At 53.6% G+C, this 16,350-nt stretch carries 9 protein-coding genes, 2 tRNA genes and 3 rRNA genes; 7 read left to right on the forward strand and 7 right to left on the reverse strand.

The annotated features are described in order from the left end of the window. The first annotated feature begins 588 nt into the window (after positions 1-588). Positions 589-2,091: a glycine betaine/L-proline transporter ProP gene (gene proP, locus L3069_RS01850; protein ID WP_022646793.1), complete on the forward strand. Its 1,503-nt coding sequence runs from the start codon at positions 589-591 to the stop codon at positions 2,089-2,091. Between the two features lie 32 nt (positions 2,092-2,123). Here the strand turns inward: proP and L3069_RS01855 are convergent, their stop codons facing one another. Continuing rightward, positions 2,124-3,077 carry a nickel/cobalt transporter gene (locus L3069_RS01855; RefSeq protein WP_023299116.1) on the reverse strand — a complete coding sequence of 318 codons (954 nt, stop codon included), beginning with the start codon at positions 3,075-3,077 and terminating at the stop codon, positions 2,124-2,126. 480 nt (positions 3,078-3,557) lie between these two features. Between L3069_RS01855 and L3069_RS01860 the strand changes: the two genes are divergently transcribed. The 4 genes from L3069_RS01860 to rrf all read left to right on the forward strand — a co-directional run bounded on the left by L3069_RS01860 (position 3,558) and on the right by rrf (position 8,534). Beyond that, positions 3,558-5,099, forward strand: a 16S ribosomal RNA gene (locus tag L3069_RS01860). Between the two features lie 84 nt (positions 5,100-5,183). Further along, positions 5,184-5,259 (forward strand) — tRNA-Glu (locus L3069_RS01865). 182 nt (positions 5,260-5,441) lie between these two features. Beyond that, a 23S ribosomal RNA gene (locus L3069_RS01870) occupies positions 5,442-8,347 on the forward strand. Between the two features lie 71 nt (positions 8,348-8,418). Continuing rightward, positions 8,419-8,534 (forward strand): 5S ribosomal RNA (gene rrf, locus L3069_RS01875). The 16S, 23S and 5S rRNA genes sit together here with 1 tRNA gene alongside, the layout of an rRNA operon. A gap of 244 nt (positions 8,535-8,778) precedes the next feature. Here the strand turns inward: rrf and L3069_RS01880 are convergent. Then, a tRNA-Phe gene (locus L3069_RS01880) sits at positions 8,779-8,854 on the reverse strand. A gap of 169 nt (positions 8,855-9,023) precedes the next feature. Between L3069_RS01880 and L3069_RS01885 the strand changes: the two genes are divergently transcribed. Then, the gene (locus L3069_RS01885) at positions 9,024-9,869 is read left to right on the forward strand and encodes an AraC family transcriptional regulator (RefSeq protein ID WP_023299117.1); all 846 of its coding nucleotides are present in this window, start codon (positions 9,024-9,026) and stop codon (positions 9,867-9,869) included. Between the two features lie 35 nt (positions 9,870-9,904). Beyond that, the gene (locus L3069_RS01890) at positions 9,905-10,495 is read left to right on the forward strand and encodes a LysE family translocator (protein WP_023305285.1); all 591 of its coding nucleotides are present in this window, start codon (positions 9,905-9,907) and stop codon (positions 10,493-10,495) included. On the opposite strand, the gene L3069_RS01895 is transcribed toward L3069_RS01890, so the two are convergent. From L3069_RS01895 to aspA, 5 genes are all read right to left on the reverse strand, one after another. After that, positions 10,492-11,067 (reverse strand): transcriptional regulator, encoded by a 576-nt coding sequence (locus L3069_RS01895; protein WP_017383972.1) that lies wholly within the window; start codon positions 11,065-11,067, stop codon positions 10,492-10,494. The genes L3069_RS01890 and L3069_RS01895 overlap by 4 nt on opposite strands. 49 nt (positions 11,068-11,116) lie before the next feature. Next, complete coding sequence (locus L3069_RS01900) at positions 11,117-12,820, reverse strand: protein-disulfide reductase DsbD (RefSeq protein WP_100167837.1); 1,704 nt, start codon at positions 12,818-12,820, stop codon at positions 11,117-11,119. Beyond that, the gene (gene cutA / locus L3069_RS01905) at positions 12,796-13,119 is read right to left on the reverse strand and encodes a divalent cation tolerance protein CutA (RefSeq protein WP_003855908.1); all 324 of its coding nucleotides are present in this window, start codon (positions 13,117-13,119) and stop codon (positions 12,796-12,798) included. Before cutA ends, L3069_RS01900 begins: the two co-directional genes overlap by 25 nt. 113 nt (positions 13,120-13,232) lie before the next feature. Then, positions 13,233-14,534 carry an anaerobic C4-dicarboxylate transporter gene (locus L3069_RS01910; protein ID WP_008502949.1) on the reverse strand — a complete coding sequence of 434 codons (1,302 nt, stop codon included), beginning with the start codon at positions 14,532-14,534 and terminating at the stop codon, positions 13,233-13,235. A gap of 116 nt (positions 14,535-14,650) precedes the next feature. Then, positions 14,651-16,087 (reverse strand): aspartate ammonia-lyase, encoded by a 1,437-nt coding sequence (aspA, locus tag L3069_RS01915; protein ID WP_003855923.1) that lies wholly within the window; start codon positions 16,085-16,087, stop codon positions 14,651-14,653. Positions 16,088-16,350 lie beyond the last annotated feature (263 nt).

Raw genomic sequence — 16,350 nt, forward strand, 5'->3', positions numbered from 1 at the left:
AATTCAAATGATTGCCTTTTTTGAAGACCAATCGATTCGTTACTTATGCTGTAAAGCGAAATTCAGGTGCTTAGCATTCCTTCATTTGAAAGCCGCTGGGATATTGTGTTCGGGTTTATCATGCGATCTTTGGAATTGCGATTCAATGAAAATAAAACACTGTTTTAGTTATCTGCGTCACATATTGAATGTAAACAGGAATGCCCGCTGTTAATAATTAAATTTTGTGTAAATTCGATGTGAAGAAATGTGATTGTTTTTTGTTTTAAGAGGAATAATAACGGGTGTTAAGATGTGCTTGATAAAGGGGGTGAGAATGACCTTACTTATCGTGAATTGACAAAACCTGAAGCCAACTTACGAACCGGAAAAATATATGTGAAGTTGATCACATATATAAACGCTGGTAGGGTAAAAAGGTCTTTAACTGCCCAGACAGGCGTCAACAGGTTCGGTTGTATTGAGGTAAAACGTCAATGTAAGTAAACCTGCTACGCTTGAATAAGGAGATTCGCATGGAGCGGATCTCTGGTTCACAGCTTGCAAATGCGCTGTGAAACGGACGGGGCTGAGTCTACGAGGAAAGCTATGCTTAGAAGGAAAAAAGTAAAACCCATCACGCTGCGCGATGTCACCATTATTGATGATGCGAAACTGCGCAAAGCGATTACGGCGGCCTCGCTCGGTAATGCGATGGAGTGGTTCGATTTTGGTGTCTACGGCTTTGTTGCCTATGCGCTTGGTAAAGTGTTCTTCCCCGGTGCCGATCCCAGCTTGCAGATGATTGCCGCGCTGGGTACGTTCTCTGTTCCCTTCCTTATTCGCCCTCTCGGTGGCCTGTTCTTCGGCATGCTGGGTGATAAATATGGTCGCCAGAAGATCCTGGCTATTACTATTGTCATCATGTCGATAAGTACATTCTGTATCGGCCTTATTCCGTCCTATGCGACCATTGGTATATGGGCACCGATCCTGCTGTTGATCTGTAAGATGGCGCAGGGCTTCTCCGTTGGCGGCGAATATACCGGTGCATCGATTTTTGTCGCCGAGTATTCTCCGGATCGAAAACGCGGCTTTATGGGCAGCTGGCTCGACTTTGGTTCGATTGCCGGGTTTGTCATGGGCGCGGGAGTTGTGGTTCTGATTTCAACCGTAGTGGGTGAAGAGAACTTCCTCGACTGGGGCTGGCGTATTCCGTTCTTCCTGGCGCTGCCGCTTGGCATCATCGGTCTTTACCTGCGTCACGCCCTGGAAGAGACGCCTGCGTTCCAGCAGCACGTTGAAAAGCTGGAGCAGGGCGACCGTGAAGGGTTGCAGGATGGCCCGAAAGTGTCGTTCAAGGAGATTGCGACCAAACACTGGCGCAGCCTGCTGACCTGTATCGGTCTGGTGATTTCCACCAACGTGACCTATTACATGCTGCTGACATACATGCCGAGCTATCTGTCGCATAACCTGCACTACTCGGAAGACCACGGTGTGCTGATTATTATCGCCATCATGGTAGGCATGCTGTTTGTGCAGCCGATTATGGGTCTGCTGAGCGACCGCTTTGGCCGTAAGCCATTCATTATTCTCGGTAGCGTCGCACTGTTCGCGCTGGCAATCCCGGCCTTTATTCTGATTAACAGCAATGTGCTGGGGCTGATTTTCGCCGGTCTGCTGATGCTGGCGGTGATCCTCAACTGCTTTATCGGGGTGATGGCTTCTACGCTACCGGCAATGTTCCCGACGCATATTCGCTACAGTGCGCTGGCGGCAGCCTTTAATATCTCCGTTCTGATTGCGGGCCTGACGCCGACGCTTGCTGCTTCACTGGTGGAGAGCACGCAGAACCTGATGATGCCTGCTTACTATCTGATGGTTATTGCGGTGATTGGCCTGATTACCGGTATTACTATGAAGGAGACGGCGAACCGTCCACTGAAAGGGGCAACGCCTGCGGCGTCCGATATTCAGGAAGCGAAGGAGATCCTGCGCGAGCACTACGATAACGTAGAGCAGAAGATTGAAGATATTGACGCAGAGATTGAAGAGCTTCAGAAAAAACGTTCTCGCCTGGTTGACCAGCATCCGCGAATTAACGAGTGATAAAAAACCCGCCGCTGGCGGGTTTTCTTTTATTAGCATCCTGCGGCGATATAGTCGCCGCTGGCGCTGACGGGGATCACCGTCAAGAAGAGGATAGTTGCGAACAGTATCAGAACAACTCCTCCGGCTATTTTGACCATCGGCATTACCCAGTTCAGGGAAGTGCCGCCACTAAACCAGGCTACTGTGCGTTCACGCGCGTAACGTACTGCCAGCGACAGCCCCATAATCGACAACGCCGTTCCCAGCGACATTGTCATCACAGCAGCAATTCCCCAGCTAATAATGCCGAGCGCATTCGAGAACATCAGGATCATAATTGCTCCGCTGCACGGGCGCGCGCCAATGGCCAGCACCACGCCCAGACGGGTTTTCCAGTCGCTTTTAGCCAGATCCACCCCTACGCCGTGATGGCCGCAGCCACAGTGTTCATTATGCTGATGATGCGGCTTGATGGCGCTAATCGCCATTTTGCGCGGACGCAGGCTGCTGAGCGCCTGATAAATGATAAACGCACCGAAGGCGGCAATCAGTAAGGCGCTGATTTTCTCGACGTACCAACGGCTGGTACTGATATCCCCTGCCGCGAGGTTCAATCCAACCGCCAGGATAAAGACAAAGAGGATCGCGCTGACGCCCTGCATCAGGCTACCGATAAACGGTACGACGCGCGCCGCGAGCTGGCTCTCTTTATTGGTGCTGAGATACGTGGCGACGATAAATTTGCCGTGTCCTGGTCCAACGGCATGGAGTACACCATAAAGAAACGCACCGGTTAACAACCACAGCCCACCGCTGTACTGATGATTATTAAGTTGCAGCAAATACATCACCAGATAACGGTGCAGGGTGATCTGAGCGGCGAGGCACCACTGAATAAAAGCATTCCAGTGCGTATGCAGTGCGAAACCTGCCATAAGTAACACCAGCACGGCGAGCCCGGCGGTTGGGATACGCCAGTCACGTTGAAGTCGTTGTGTCGTCATCAGGTTGGTCTGCGAGAGGAATATTTGCCGCTAGTATAGTGTTCAATTAGCGGGATCGCACCGGGATCGTCAATGGATTGTGGATAACTCTGTGCGTAAAAGGGTATAAGGCGGGGTTTTGCTGGGGAATACAGCAGTCAGTCATTTTTTTGCAACTTTTCTGTTGCGGTCGCTCGGGAACTCCCTATAATGCGCCTCCATCGACACGGCGGATGTGAATCACTTCACAGACTACCCGGTCGGTTGAAGAGAAAAAATCCTGAAATAACGGGTTGACTCTGAAAGAGGAAAGCGTAATATACGCCACCTCGCGACAGAGCGCTGAAGCGCGTCGCAACTGCTCTTTAACAATTTATCAGACAATCTGTGTGGGCACTCAAAGTGACATGGATTCTTAACGTCCTCGGACGAAAAATGAATACCAAGTCTCTGAGTGAACACGTAATTCATTACGAAGTTTAATTCACGAGCATCAAACTTAAATTGAAGAGTTTGATCATGGCTCAGATTGAACGCTGGCGGCAGGCCTAACACATGCAAGTCGAACGGTAACAGGAAGCAGCTTGCTGCTTCGCTGACGAGTGGCGGACGGGTGAGTAATGTCTGGGAAACTGCCTGATGGAGGGGGATAACTACTGGAAACGGTAGCTAATACCGCATAACGTCGCAAGACCAAAGAGGGGGACCTTCGGGCCTCTTGCCATCGGATGTGCCCAGATGGGATTAGCTAGTAGGTGGGGTAACGGCTCACCTAGGCGACGATCCCTAGCTGGTCTGAGAGGATGACCAGCCACACTGGAACTGAGACACGGTCCAGACTCCTACGGGAGGCAGCAGTGGGGAATATTGCACAATGGGCGCAAGCCTGATGCAGCCATGCCGCGTGTATGAAGAAGGCCTTCGGGTTGTAAAGTACTTTCAGCGGGGAGGAAGGCGACAGGGTTAATAACCCTGTCGATTGACGTTACCCGCAGAAGAAGCACCGGCTAACTCCGTGCCAGCAGCCGCGGTAATACGGAGGGTGCAAGCGTTAATCGGAATTACTGGGCGTAAAGCGCACGCAGGCGGTCTGTCAAGTCGGATGTGAAATCCCCGGGCTCAACCTGGGAACTGCATTCGAAACTGGCAGGCTAGAGTCTTGTAGAGGGGGGTAGAATTCCAGGTGTAGCGGTGAAATGCGTAGAGATCTGGAGGAATACCGGTGGCGAAGGCGGCCCCCTGGACAAAGACTGACGCTCAGGTGCGAAAGCGTGGGGAGCAAACAGGATTAGATACCCTGGTAGTCCACGCCGTAAACGATGTCGACTTGGAGGTTGTGCCCTTGAGGCGTGGCTTCCGGAGCTAACGCGTTAAGTCGACCGCCTGGGGAGTACGGCCGCAAGGTTAAAACTCAAATGAATTGACGGGGGCCCGCACAAGCGGTGGAGCATGTGGTTTAATTCGATGCAACGCGAAGAACCTTACCTACTCTTGACATCCAGAGAACTTAGCAGAGATGCTTTGGTGCCTTCGGGAACTCTGAGACAGGTGCTGCATGGCTGTCGTCAGCTCGTGTTGTGAAATGTTGGGTTAAGTCCCGCAACGAGCGCAACCCTTATCCTTTGTTGCCAGCGGTCCGGCCGGGAACTCAAAGGAGACTGCCAGTGATAAACTGGAGGAAGGTGGGGATGACGTCAAGTCATCATGGCCCTTACGAGTAGGGCTACACACGTGCTACAATGGCGCATACAAAGAGAAGCGACCTCGCGAGAGCAAGCGGACCTCATAAAGTGCGTCGTAGTCCGGATTGGAGTCTGCAACTCGACTCCATGAAGTCGGAATCGCTAGTAATCGTGGATCAGAATGCCACGGTGAATACGTTCCCGGGCCTTGTACACACCGCCCGTCACACCATGGGAGTGGGTTGCAAAAGAAGTAGGTAGCTTAACCTTCGGGAGGGCGCTTACCACTTTGTGATTCATGACTGGGGTGAAGTCGTAACAAGGTAACCGTAGGGGAACCTGCGGTTGGATCACCTCCTTACCTTAAAGAACCTGCCTTTGCAGTGCTCACACAGATTGTCTGATGAAAAGTAAATAGCAAGGCGTCTTGCGATTGAGACTGTACGTCCCCTTCGTCTAGAGGCCCAGGACACCGCCCTTTCACGGCGGTAACAGGGGTTCGAATCCCCTAGGGGACGCCACTTGCTGGTTCGTGAGTGAAAGTCACCTGCCGTCATATCTCAAAACTGACTTGCGAGTCATGTTTGAGATATTTGCTCTTTAAAAATCTGGATCAAGCTGAAAATTGAAACGACACACAGCTCATGTGTGTTCGAGTCTCTCAAATTTTCGCAATCGGAAGTGAAACATCTTCGGGTTGTGAGGTTAAGCGACTAAGCGTACACGGTGGATGCCCTGGCAGTCAGAGGCGATGAAGGACGTGCTAATCTGCGAAAAGCGCCGGCGAGGTGATATGAACCTTTGACCCGGCGATGTCCGAATGGGGAAACCCAGTGCAATCCGTTGCACTATCGTTAACTGAATACATAGGTTAACGAGGCGAACCGGGGGAACTGAAACATCTAAGTACCCCGAGGAAAAGAAATCAACCGAGATTCCCCCAGTAGCGGCGAGCGAACGGGGAGCAGCCCGGAGTCTGAATCAGCTTGTGTGTTAGTGGAACGGTCTGGAAAGTCCGACGGTACAGGGTGATAGTCCCGTACACGAAAGCACACTTGCTGTGAACTCGAAGAGTAGGGCGGGACACGTGGTATCCTGTCTGAATATGGGGGGACCATCCTCCAAGGCTAAATACTCCTGACTGACCGATAGTGAACCAGTACCGTGAGGGAAAGGCGAAAAGAACCCCGGCGAGGGGAGTGAAAAAGAACCTGAAACCGTGTACGTACAAGCAGTGGGAGCCTCTTTATGGGGTGACTGCGTACCTTTTGTATAATGGGTCAGCGACTTATATTCTGTAGCAAGGTTAACCGTATAGGGGAGCCGAAGGGAAACCGAGTCTTAACTGGGCGTTAAGTTGCAGGGTATAGACCCGAAACCCGGTGATCTAGCCATGGGCAGGTTGAAGGTTGGGTAACACTAACTGGAGGACCGAACCGACTAATGTTGAAAAATTAGCGGATGACCTGTGGCTGGGGGTGAAAGGCCAATCAAACCGGGAGATAGCTGGTTCTCCCCGAAAGCTATTTAGGTAGCGCCTCGTGAACTCATCTTCGGGGGTAGAGCACTGTTTCGGCTAGGGGGCCATCCCGGCTTACCAACCCGATGCAAACTACGAATACCGAAGAATGTTATCACGGGAGACACACGGCGGGTGCTAACGTCCGTCGTGAAGAGGGAAACAACCCAGACCGCCAGCTAAGGTCCCAAAGTCATGGTTAAGTGGGAAACGATGTGGGAAGGCACAGACAGCCAGGATGTTGGCTTAGAAGCAGCCATCATTTAAAGAAAGCGTAATAGCTCACTGGTCGAGTCGGCCTGCGCGGAAGATGTAACGGGGCTAAACCATGCACCGAAGCTGCGGCAGCGACGCTTAGGCGTTGTTGGGTAGGGGAGCGTTCTGTAAGCCGTTGAAGGTGTCCTGTGAGGGGTGCTGGAGGTATCAGAAGTGCGAATGCTGACATAAGTAACGATAAAGCGGGTGAAAAGCCCGCTCGCCGGAAGACCAAGGGTTCCTGTCCAACGTTAATCGGGGCAGGGTGAGTCGACCCCTAAGGCGAGGCCGAAAGGCGTAGTCGATGGGAAACAGGTTAATATTCCTGTACTTGGTGTTACTGCGAAGGGGGGACGGAGAAGGCTATGTCAGCCGGGCGACGGTTGTCCCGGTTTAAGCATGTAGGCGGAGGTTCCAGGTAAATCCGGTACCTTATTAACGCTGAGGTGTGATGACGAGGCACTACGGTGCTGAAGTGATAAATGCCCTGCTTCCAGGAAAAGCCTCTAAGCATCAGGTAACACGAAATCGTACCCCAAACCGACACAGGTGGTCAGGTAGAGAATACCAAGGCGCTTGAGAGAACTCGGGTGAAGGAACTAGGCAAAATGGTGCCGTAACTTCGGGAGAAGGCACGCTGATATGTAGGTGAAGCCCCTGCGGGCGGAGCTGAAATCAGTCGAAGATACCAGCTGGCTGCAACTGTTTATTAAAAACACAGCACTGTGCAAACACGAAAGTGGACGTATACGGTGTGACGCCTGCCCGGTGCCGGAAGGTTAATTGATGGGGTTAGCGGCAACGCGAAGCTCTTGATCGAAGCCCCGGTAAACGGCGGCCGTAACTATAACGGTCCTAAGGTAGCGAAATTCCTTGTCGGGTAAGTTCCGACCTGCACGAATGGCGTAATGATGGCCAGGCTGTCTCCACCCGAGACTCAGTGAAATTGAACTCGCTGTGAAGATGCAGTGTACCCGCGGCAAGACGGAAAGACCCCGTGAACCTTTACTATAGCTTGACACTGAACACTGGTCCTTGATGTGTAGGATAGGTGGGAGGCTTTGAAGCGTGGACGCCAGTCTGCGTGGAGCCAACCTTGAAATACCACCCTTTAATGGCTGGTGTTCTAACGTAGACCCGTAATCCGGGTTGCGGACAGTGTCTGGTGGGTAGTTTGACTGGGGCGGTCTCCTCCCAAAGAGTAACGGAGGAGCACGAAGGTTGGCTAATCCTGGTCGGACATCAGGAGGTTAGTGCAATGGCATAAGCCAGCTTGACTGCGAGCGTGACGGCGCGAGCAGGTGCGAAAGCAGGTCATAGTGATCCGGTGGTTCTGAATGGAAGGGCCATCGCTCAACGGATAAAAGGTACTCCGGGGATAACAGGCTGATACCGCCCAAGAGTTCATATCGACGGCGGTGTTTGGCACCTCGATGTCGGCTCATCACATCCTGGGGCTGAAGTAGGTCCCAAGGGTATGGCTGTTCGCCATTTAAAGTGGTACGCGAGCTGGGTTTAGAACGTCGTGAGACAGTTCGGTCCCTATCTGCCGTGGGCGCTGGAGAATTGAGGGGGGCTGCTCCTAGTACGAGAGGACCGGAGTGGACGCATCACTGGTGTTCGGGTTGTCATGCCAATGGCACTGCCCGGTAGCTAAATGCGGAAGAGATAAGTGCTGAAAGCATCTAAGCACGAAACTTGCCCCGAGATGAGTTCTCCCTGAGACCTTGAGTCTCCTGAAGGAACGTTGAAGACGACGACGTTGATAGGTCGGGTGTGTAAGCGCAGCGATGCGTTGAGCTAACCGATACTAATGAACCGTGAGGCTTAACCTTACAACGCCGAAGCTGTTTTGGCGAAGAGAGACAGACACGATTTTCAGCCTGATACAGATTAACAGAATTTGCCTGGCGGCTTTAGCGCGGTGGTCCCACCTGACCCCATGCCGAACTCAGAAGTGAAACGCCGTAGCGCCGATGGTAGTGTGGGGTCTCCCCATGTGAGAGTAGGGAACTGCCAGGCATCAATCAGGAAGAACCCCGTACCGGAAGGTGCGGGGTTTTTTGCTTTGTGCACGGAAAAACATGCCGGATGGCGGCTTCCCCTTATCTGGCATGCGGGTTTTGTAGGTCCGGTAAGCGCAGCGCCACCGGGCAATGCCGGCCGCACGACCTCATCGGGAAGAGATACAGGAATAAAATTTAGGTAAGGTTTTGATAAGCGCAGAAAAGCAAAAACCCAGCCATAGGCTGGGTTCTTTAAATAGTGGTGCCCGGACTCGGAATCGAACCAAGGACACGGGGATTTTCAATCCCCTGCTCTACCGACTGAGCTATCCGGGCAACGGAGCGCATTAAACCGCAATCGCGCGCGATCGTCAACATTATTTCGGGAAAAGCTGTTCAACTGCTTAAGTTTGCGGCAATCTGTCCGTTTGTGCGCTGAAAATGCACAAATCTTCCAGACCGTTCAGGCAAGATGTGACAATGCTGACAGTAAGAGGAGGGCAGTATGGCAAACGACTGGCTTGAGCTGCGTCAGCATGCAGAAACAGGTATTGAGACAATTAAGGCGCATTTCGAAGGACACGCCTTTGATCCCCACTGGCATGATAGCTATCTGGTCGGAATAACCCTTTCCGGTACGCAGCAGTTCCACTGTCGCCGTGAACGCCACCGTAGCCAGCCGGGCGATGCTTTTTTACTTGAGCCTGGTGAAATACATGACGGTGATGCACCGGTAGAGGGTGGCTTTACTTATCTGACCTTTTATCTGGATGAACACTGGCTCACCCGTACGCTTCAAGGGCTGTATGACTCTACTCCCGGGAGTTACACCCTCCACTTTGCCCAAACGCTGACGCGAGAGCCTCAGCTGGTGCGCGCTATCGGTGATACATTTGCCTCGCTGCATAACGATGAGATGAAGATCGTACAACAGAGCACAATGGATAACCTGCTCACTAAGATTACAGCCCACTGCCACTGGCGGAAGAAACTCCCGTCGCAGTTACAAAGCTCCGCTGTGGCGCATCGTGCCCGCGACTATCTCTATGCGCATATCGGCGAGAACGTGGGGCTGTCAGACCTTGCGCGGGAGACGGGGACGGATCGCTTTACGCTCACCCGCTGCTTTAAGCGCGAGTTTCACCTTGCGCCGCACGCCTGGCTTATCCAGCTGCGCCTGGCAAAGGCCCGACAGATGCTGGCGTATGGGGAACTGCCTGTTGATGTGGCGACGGCAGTAGGTTTTGCCGATCAAAGCCATCTTGGTCGCTGGTTCCAGCGGGCGTACCGTATTTCTCCGGCACACTACCGTCGGTTGTGCACAAACCTTCCAGACGTTTCCAGAAAATAACGGCACATTCATGGCTCTACTAAAAGGAGCCACCTGTGAATTTAATACCCTTCCTGCTGTTTGCATTTGTCGCCTCGATTACACCGGGGCCAACCAATATTTTGGTACTGGCTAACAGTCAGCACTTTGGCGTAAAAAATACGGTTCCTGCGATCCTGGGTGGGTGTCTTGCCGCCAGCGCTATTGTTCTGGTTTCAGGCGCTGGGGCAGGAGAAGTGTTACGCCAGTATCCGCTGATACGTCAGGTGATGAGCTGGGCGGGCGTGCTGTGGCTTTCCTGGATGAGCTGGCAGCTGTTTAGCGCCCCGGCCGCGAATCTCTCCTCCAGGCGTCATGTTCGATTTACCGCGCGGGCGGCGGCGTTATTACAGGTTGTAAACCCAAAAACCTGGATGATGGCGCTGGCCGTCGTCAGCCTGTTTGCTCCGGCAAGCGACCATGCATTACGGGATATTTCGCTGATGGCGCTATGGTTTCTGGCGATCTCAGTGGTCTGTTTGTTGTGCTGGGCGTGGCTGGGGAAGGCGGTGAACCGGATTTTCCGCACCACCGTGGCGATGGTGCGATTTCAACGTACAATGGCGCTGTGTTTGTTTATTTCCGCCTGGACGGGAATGCTGGCTTAGGTCAGTGCACCACCCATACGGCACTGCGCAAACCGCAAAATATCTTCCGCCAGACGGTGCGCCGTATCCACATCCGCCTGGCTACGGTTCACCAGCATGCGGCTCAGGCAACCTTCCAGCACCAGCTCCATCTGCTTCGCGACCATTGCCGGATCATCCACTTCAAGTGTGGTCAGCAGCTCGTGTGTGAACTCGTGCGCGGCTCGTTTTTGCTGATCTGCCAGCTGATGGATGGGGTGTCCGGGATCCGGATAGTAGGTGCAGGCGGCGATAAACAGACAGCCTGGGTAACGGTTGTTGGTGACACACTCCGTCAGTGCGGTATAGCGTGCCAGCAGCTTTTGCTCGGTGGTCAGCTCTTCATTCAGCATCAGTTGCCTGCGCCAGATATCCACCTGCTGGCTGAGATAGCGCAGGGCATCATACAGCAGCGCCTCTTTATCCGGCCAGAAGCGCTTAAGTTCATCCAGAGGGTAATCGATACGGTCGGCTACCATCTCAAGCGTGGTGCTGGCGATCCCTTGAATCTCAAGTAATTGCAGGGCTTGTCCCAGTACGTCTTCGCGTTGCACGGTTATCTCCTCCGCTATTCCCAACGGTTTGTCCCGTCTAAAGTGTTGTTTACGGTTGGCGATTGCGCAAATGCGCGTTGAATGCCGTCGCGTCCATAAACCCGGTTACACGCTGCGTCAGCTGTTCTTCCCCCTGTTCATTGAAGAACAGGATGGTAGGCAGCCCGAGCACGTTAAGTTGCTTCAGCAGAGCCTTATCCTGCGCGCTGTTGGCGGTAACGTTCGCCTGGAGCAGAACGGTATCGCTCAGCGCATGTTGTACCTGCGGATCGCTGAAGGTGTATTTTTCAAACTCTTTGCAGGCCACGCACCAGTCGGCATAGAGATCGAGCATGACCGGTTTGCCTTTCGCCTGCACCAGGGCTCGGTTAAGGTCATCCACGTTTTTAATCTGTATAAAATTCAGATGAGCCTGCGTTTGACCTGTCGGGGTGCCAAACGCCCAGTCCTGTAACGGACGGACGCTCACCAGCGCGGCCGCCAGCAGAAGGATCTGTAGCAGGCGCATCCACGGTTTCTTCGCACCCAGACTCACGATAAATGCCCAGCTGAAGAAGGCCACGCCGAGCATAGCCCACAGACGCGTACCCCACACATCACCGATGATGCGTTCCAGCAGGAATACCGGTAGCGCCAGAATGACAAAACCAAACGCGGTTTTCACTGTCTTCATCCACGGGCCGCTCTTCGGCAGCAGACGATTGCCAAATACCGTCACAAGGATCAGCGGCAGACCCATGCCGAGCGCGTAAAGGTACAGTGTGCCGCCGCCGAGCCAAAGGTTGCCGCTCTGGGCAATGTATAACAGGATGGCGCTCAGCGGCGCGGTGGTGCAAGGGGAGCAAATCAGCCCGGCGATGGCACCCATGGCGAACACGCCGCCCGCAGAGCCCCCCTGCTGACGGTTGCTCATTAGCGTCAGACGGGTTTGCAGGGAAGAGGGCAGTTGCAGAGTGAACAGGCCAAACATCGACAGCGCCAGCAGAATAAACACTGCTGACAGTCCGATAAGCACATAGGGGTGCTGAAGGGCGGCCTGGAACTGCAACCCGGCAGCGGCGACCACGAGGCCGAGCGCCGTATAGGTTAACGCCATGCCCTGCACATAGATAAAGGCCAGCAACAGCGCGCGGGCGGTGGAAAGGCGTTGCTTACCACCCAGCACGATGCCAGAGATAAGCGGGTACATGGGCAGTACGCAGGGCGTAAAGGCGATGCCGATACCAATCAATAACGCCCAAAGCGCTGAGAACGGAAGGTCTGAAGCGGCTTCGCCTTCACCCCTCACACTGGCCATTTCCCCTGAGGGGAGAGGGGAGGCCGCCGCTTTCACTTCGCTAAGCGGAACGACCTTTGTTTCAGGGGGATAGCAGAAGCCCGCATCGGCGCAACCCTGATACGTCACCGTCAGGGTTGCGCCTTTATCCGCCTGATTCACCGTGACGGGCACGCTTAAGCGCTGGCGATAAATTTCACTTTTACCGTAGAACTCGTCCTCGTGCCATTCGCCAGCGGGCATCTGCAATGCGCCGACGTCAGCCTTTGCCGGCGTGATGCTGACCTGCTTGCGATAGAGGTAATAACCCTCTTTCACCTGCCAGGTGAGGCTGAGATCGTGCTGGTTTTGCTGAAAGTCGAAAACGAATGCCTGGTCGGCAGGAATAAAGTTCGAACGGCCGGGCGCGTCAAACAACCCGGCAAAAACTGACGTGCTGCACAGCAGCAGGATCAGCGTAAAGAAGCGTTGAGCCATGAGAGATAATCGTTATCGCCGTGGACCACTGGCAGCACCAGCAGCTCCGGGGTTTGGTAAGGATGATGAGACTTGAGGCAGTCGAGGAGCGCCTGCTGGTTGGTCAGATTGGTTTTGAGCAACATCTGGACTTCGTACTCTTGCTCCAGCTTGCCTTCCCAGTAATAAAGGGAGGTGGCGCCGGGAAGTAGCGTGACGCAGGCAGCCAGTTTTTCGGCAAGCACTTTGGCGGCGAGATCCTGGGCAGAAGCTTCATCAGGGGCGGTACACAGTACAACAACAGCATCAGGCGTGTTCACAAGTCGACCTCCTCATCACGAAAGTCTTCACTATATCACGCCATGTGATTGGTCATTAATGAAACGGGCCGCAGCGCGGCCCGTTTTTAACTATTTTTACAACGGCTAACCGTTTACAGCACAATGCCGCCGATGATAAAGCCGAGGACCACGCAGAGCGTAATCGCCACCACGCCCGGGATGAGGAACGCGTGGTTAAACACGTATTTACCGATACGGGTCGAGCCGGTGTCATCCATCTCAACCGCGGCCAGCAGGGTTGGGTAGGTTGGCAGCACGAACAGGGCGGAAACCGCCGCGAAAGAGGCAATCGCCGTCAGCGGCGTCACGCCCAGCATCAGTGCCGCAGGCATTAGCGCTTTGGTGGTCGCAGCCTGGGAGTACAGCAGCGTTGCGGCAAAGAACAGCACCACCGCCAGTAGCCACGGATAGTTGTGCAGCAGGTCGCCTGCAACTGTCTGGATATCGCTGATGTGCGCTTTCACGAAGGTGTCACCGAGCCACGCCACACCCAGCACGCACACGCAGGCGCTCATACCGGATTTGAAGGTGCTGGCGTTCAGCACTTCGCTGGTGTCGATTTTACAGGTGATACTGATCAGCGTCGCGATGGTCAGCATAAATACCACAATCGCTTCGTTACGCGGCAGAACCGGGTTCTGGATCAGACCTACCGTATCGCTGATGGCGGTCGCGTAGAACATCACGGCGACGATACCAATCAGGAACAGCAGCACGGAGCGTTTTGCATGCGGCTTCAGCTCAAAGACCTGGCTACCGCGCAGGCTCACTTCACCTTTTGCCAGGCGCTCCTGGTATACCGGATCGTCTTTCAGCTCGGCGCCGAGGAAGTTACACAGCACGGCAGTGATCATTACCGCAATCAGCGTGACCGGAATACAGATCGCCAGCAGCGTCAGATAACTTACGCCCATCGGCTCGAGAATACCCGCGAAAAAGACCACCGCCGCGGAAATGGGCGAGGCGGTGATCGCAATCTGGGAGGCGACTACAGCAATAGAAAGAGGGCGAGACGGGCGAATACCCTGCTCTTTCGCCACTTCGGTGATGACCGGCAGCGTAGAGAAAGCGGTATGGCCAGTACCGGCGAGAATGGTCATAAACCAGGTCACCAGTGGGGCAAGGAAGGTGATGTATTTTGGATGACGACGCAGCATACGCTCCGCCAGGCTCACCAGGTAGTCCATACCGCCAGCGACCTGCATGGCCGCAATGGCAGCGATAACCGCCATGATGATTTCGATAACGTCAAAAGGGATTGCGCCGGGTTTAATCTGAAAGATCAGGGTAAGTACGAGCACGCCGAGACCGCCGGCAAAGCCGATGCCGATACCCCCGAGTCGTGCGCCCAAATAAATCGCCAACAGGACGATGACGAGTTCTGCTCCAAACATAAAGACCTGCCTTGCTTATTAACAAGTTGATATTGAATTGTTGTGTTTTGGTAACGGCCATAAAGAAAAAAGGCACGTCACAAGTGACGTGCCTTTCGGAAGCTTAGCCTGAACGGTTACTGTTCGCTTTCATCGGTATATCGTTTCGCTTTATATGCCGGGTGCATCAGGTTCTGGGCGGAGAAGATATCGTCCAGTTCGGCTTCGGTCAACAATCCTCGCTCGAGAACCACCTCACGCACGCTCTTACCGGTTTCGGCACAAATCTTCCCGACGATATCGCCGTTGTGGTGGCCGATGAACGGGTTGAGGTAGGTGACGATGCCGATGGAGTTATAGACGTAGCCTTCACACACTTCTTTATTCGCGGTGATGCCGTTAATGCATTTTTCCAGCAGGTTGTAGCAGGCGTTGGTCAGAATGTGGATAGATTCAAACATCGCCTGGCCAATCACCGGCTCCATTACGTTCAGCTGGAGCTGACCGGCTTCGGAGGCCATGGTGACGGTCGTATCGTTACCGATAACCTTGAAGCAAACCTGGTTCACCACTTCTGGCACTACCGGGTTCACTTTAGCTGGCATGATGGATGAACCCGCCTGCAACTCTGGCAGGTTGATTTCATTCAGGCCAGCGCGCGGACCGGAGGAGAGCAGGCGCAGGTCGTTACAGATTTTGGACAGTTTCACCGCCAGACGTTTCAATGCGCTGTGCACCATCACGTAGGCGCCGCAGTCTGAGGTGGCTTCAATCAGGTCTTCTGCAGGCACAACCGGCAGGTTGGACACTTCAGCCAGCTTCTGTACCGCCAGCTGCTGATAGCCATCCGGGGTGTTCAGGCGTGTACCGATGGCGGTAGCGCCCAGGTTCACTTCCAGCAGCAGTTCGGACGTGCGCAGCAGGTTTTTGGTCTCTTCGTTCAACAGCACGTTAAACGCGTGGAACTCCTGGCCGAGGGTCATTGGCACCGCGTCCTGCAGCTGGGTACGACCCATTTTCAGGATGTCCTGGAACTCAACGGCTTTACGCTGGAAGCCATCACCCAGCTGATTAATCGCGTCGACCAGTTTGACGACAGAGGCATACACCGCGATGCGGAAGCCGGTTGGGTAGGCGTCGTTGGTGGACTGACATTTGTTAACGTGGTCGTTCGGGTTCAGGTACTGGTATTCACCTTTCTGATGACCCATCAGCTCCAGGCCGATGTTTGCCAGCACTTCGTTGGTGTTCATGTTGACGGAGGTGCCTGCGCCGCCCTGATAGACGTCAACCGGGAACTGATCCATGCATTTGCCGTTGTTCAGCACTTCATCGCACGCGGCGATAATCGCATTTGCAGCGCTTTTAGGAATGGTTTGCAGCTCTTTGTTTGCCAGAGCCGCGGCTTTTTTTACCATCACCATGCCACGCACAAATTCAGGGATGTCGCTGATTTTGCTGTTGCTGATGTAGAAGTTTTCAATCGCTCTCAGAGTGTGAACACCATAGTAGGCATCCGCTGGAACTTCCCTGGTACCCAACAAATCTTCTTCGATACGAATGTTGTTTAACATGTGAACCTTCTTTTCAAGCTGCCGATGGATTGTACTAAACACACAGTAAATATGTGGTTTTGAATATTTTATGACCGACGATTATTCCCTCAATCGGCCAGATGTTCGAGATCATATGCTGATGATAGCGAATTGCCGTAAGCTGGATCACTTATTATCGACCCGATTTCATGATAATTATTAATCTGTGAAATATGTCACCGCTTTAATATTTCCAGAAAAAATATCCGTGCAAACCGATTGAATTTTGGCTAACCGTCACC

The organism is Enterobacter cloacae complex sp. ECL411, from assembly GCF_021869665.1.
Taxonomy (GTDB): Bacteria; Pseudomonadota; Gammaproteobacteria; order Enterobacterales; family Enterobacteriaceae; genus Enterobacter; species Enterobacter intestinihominis.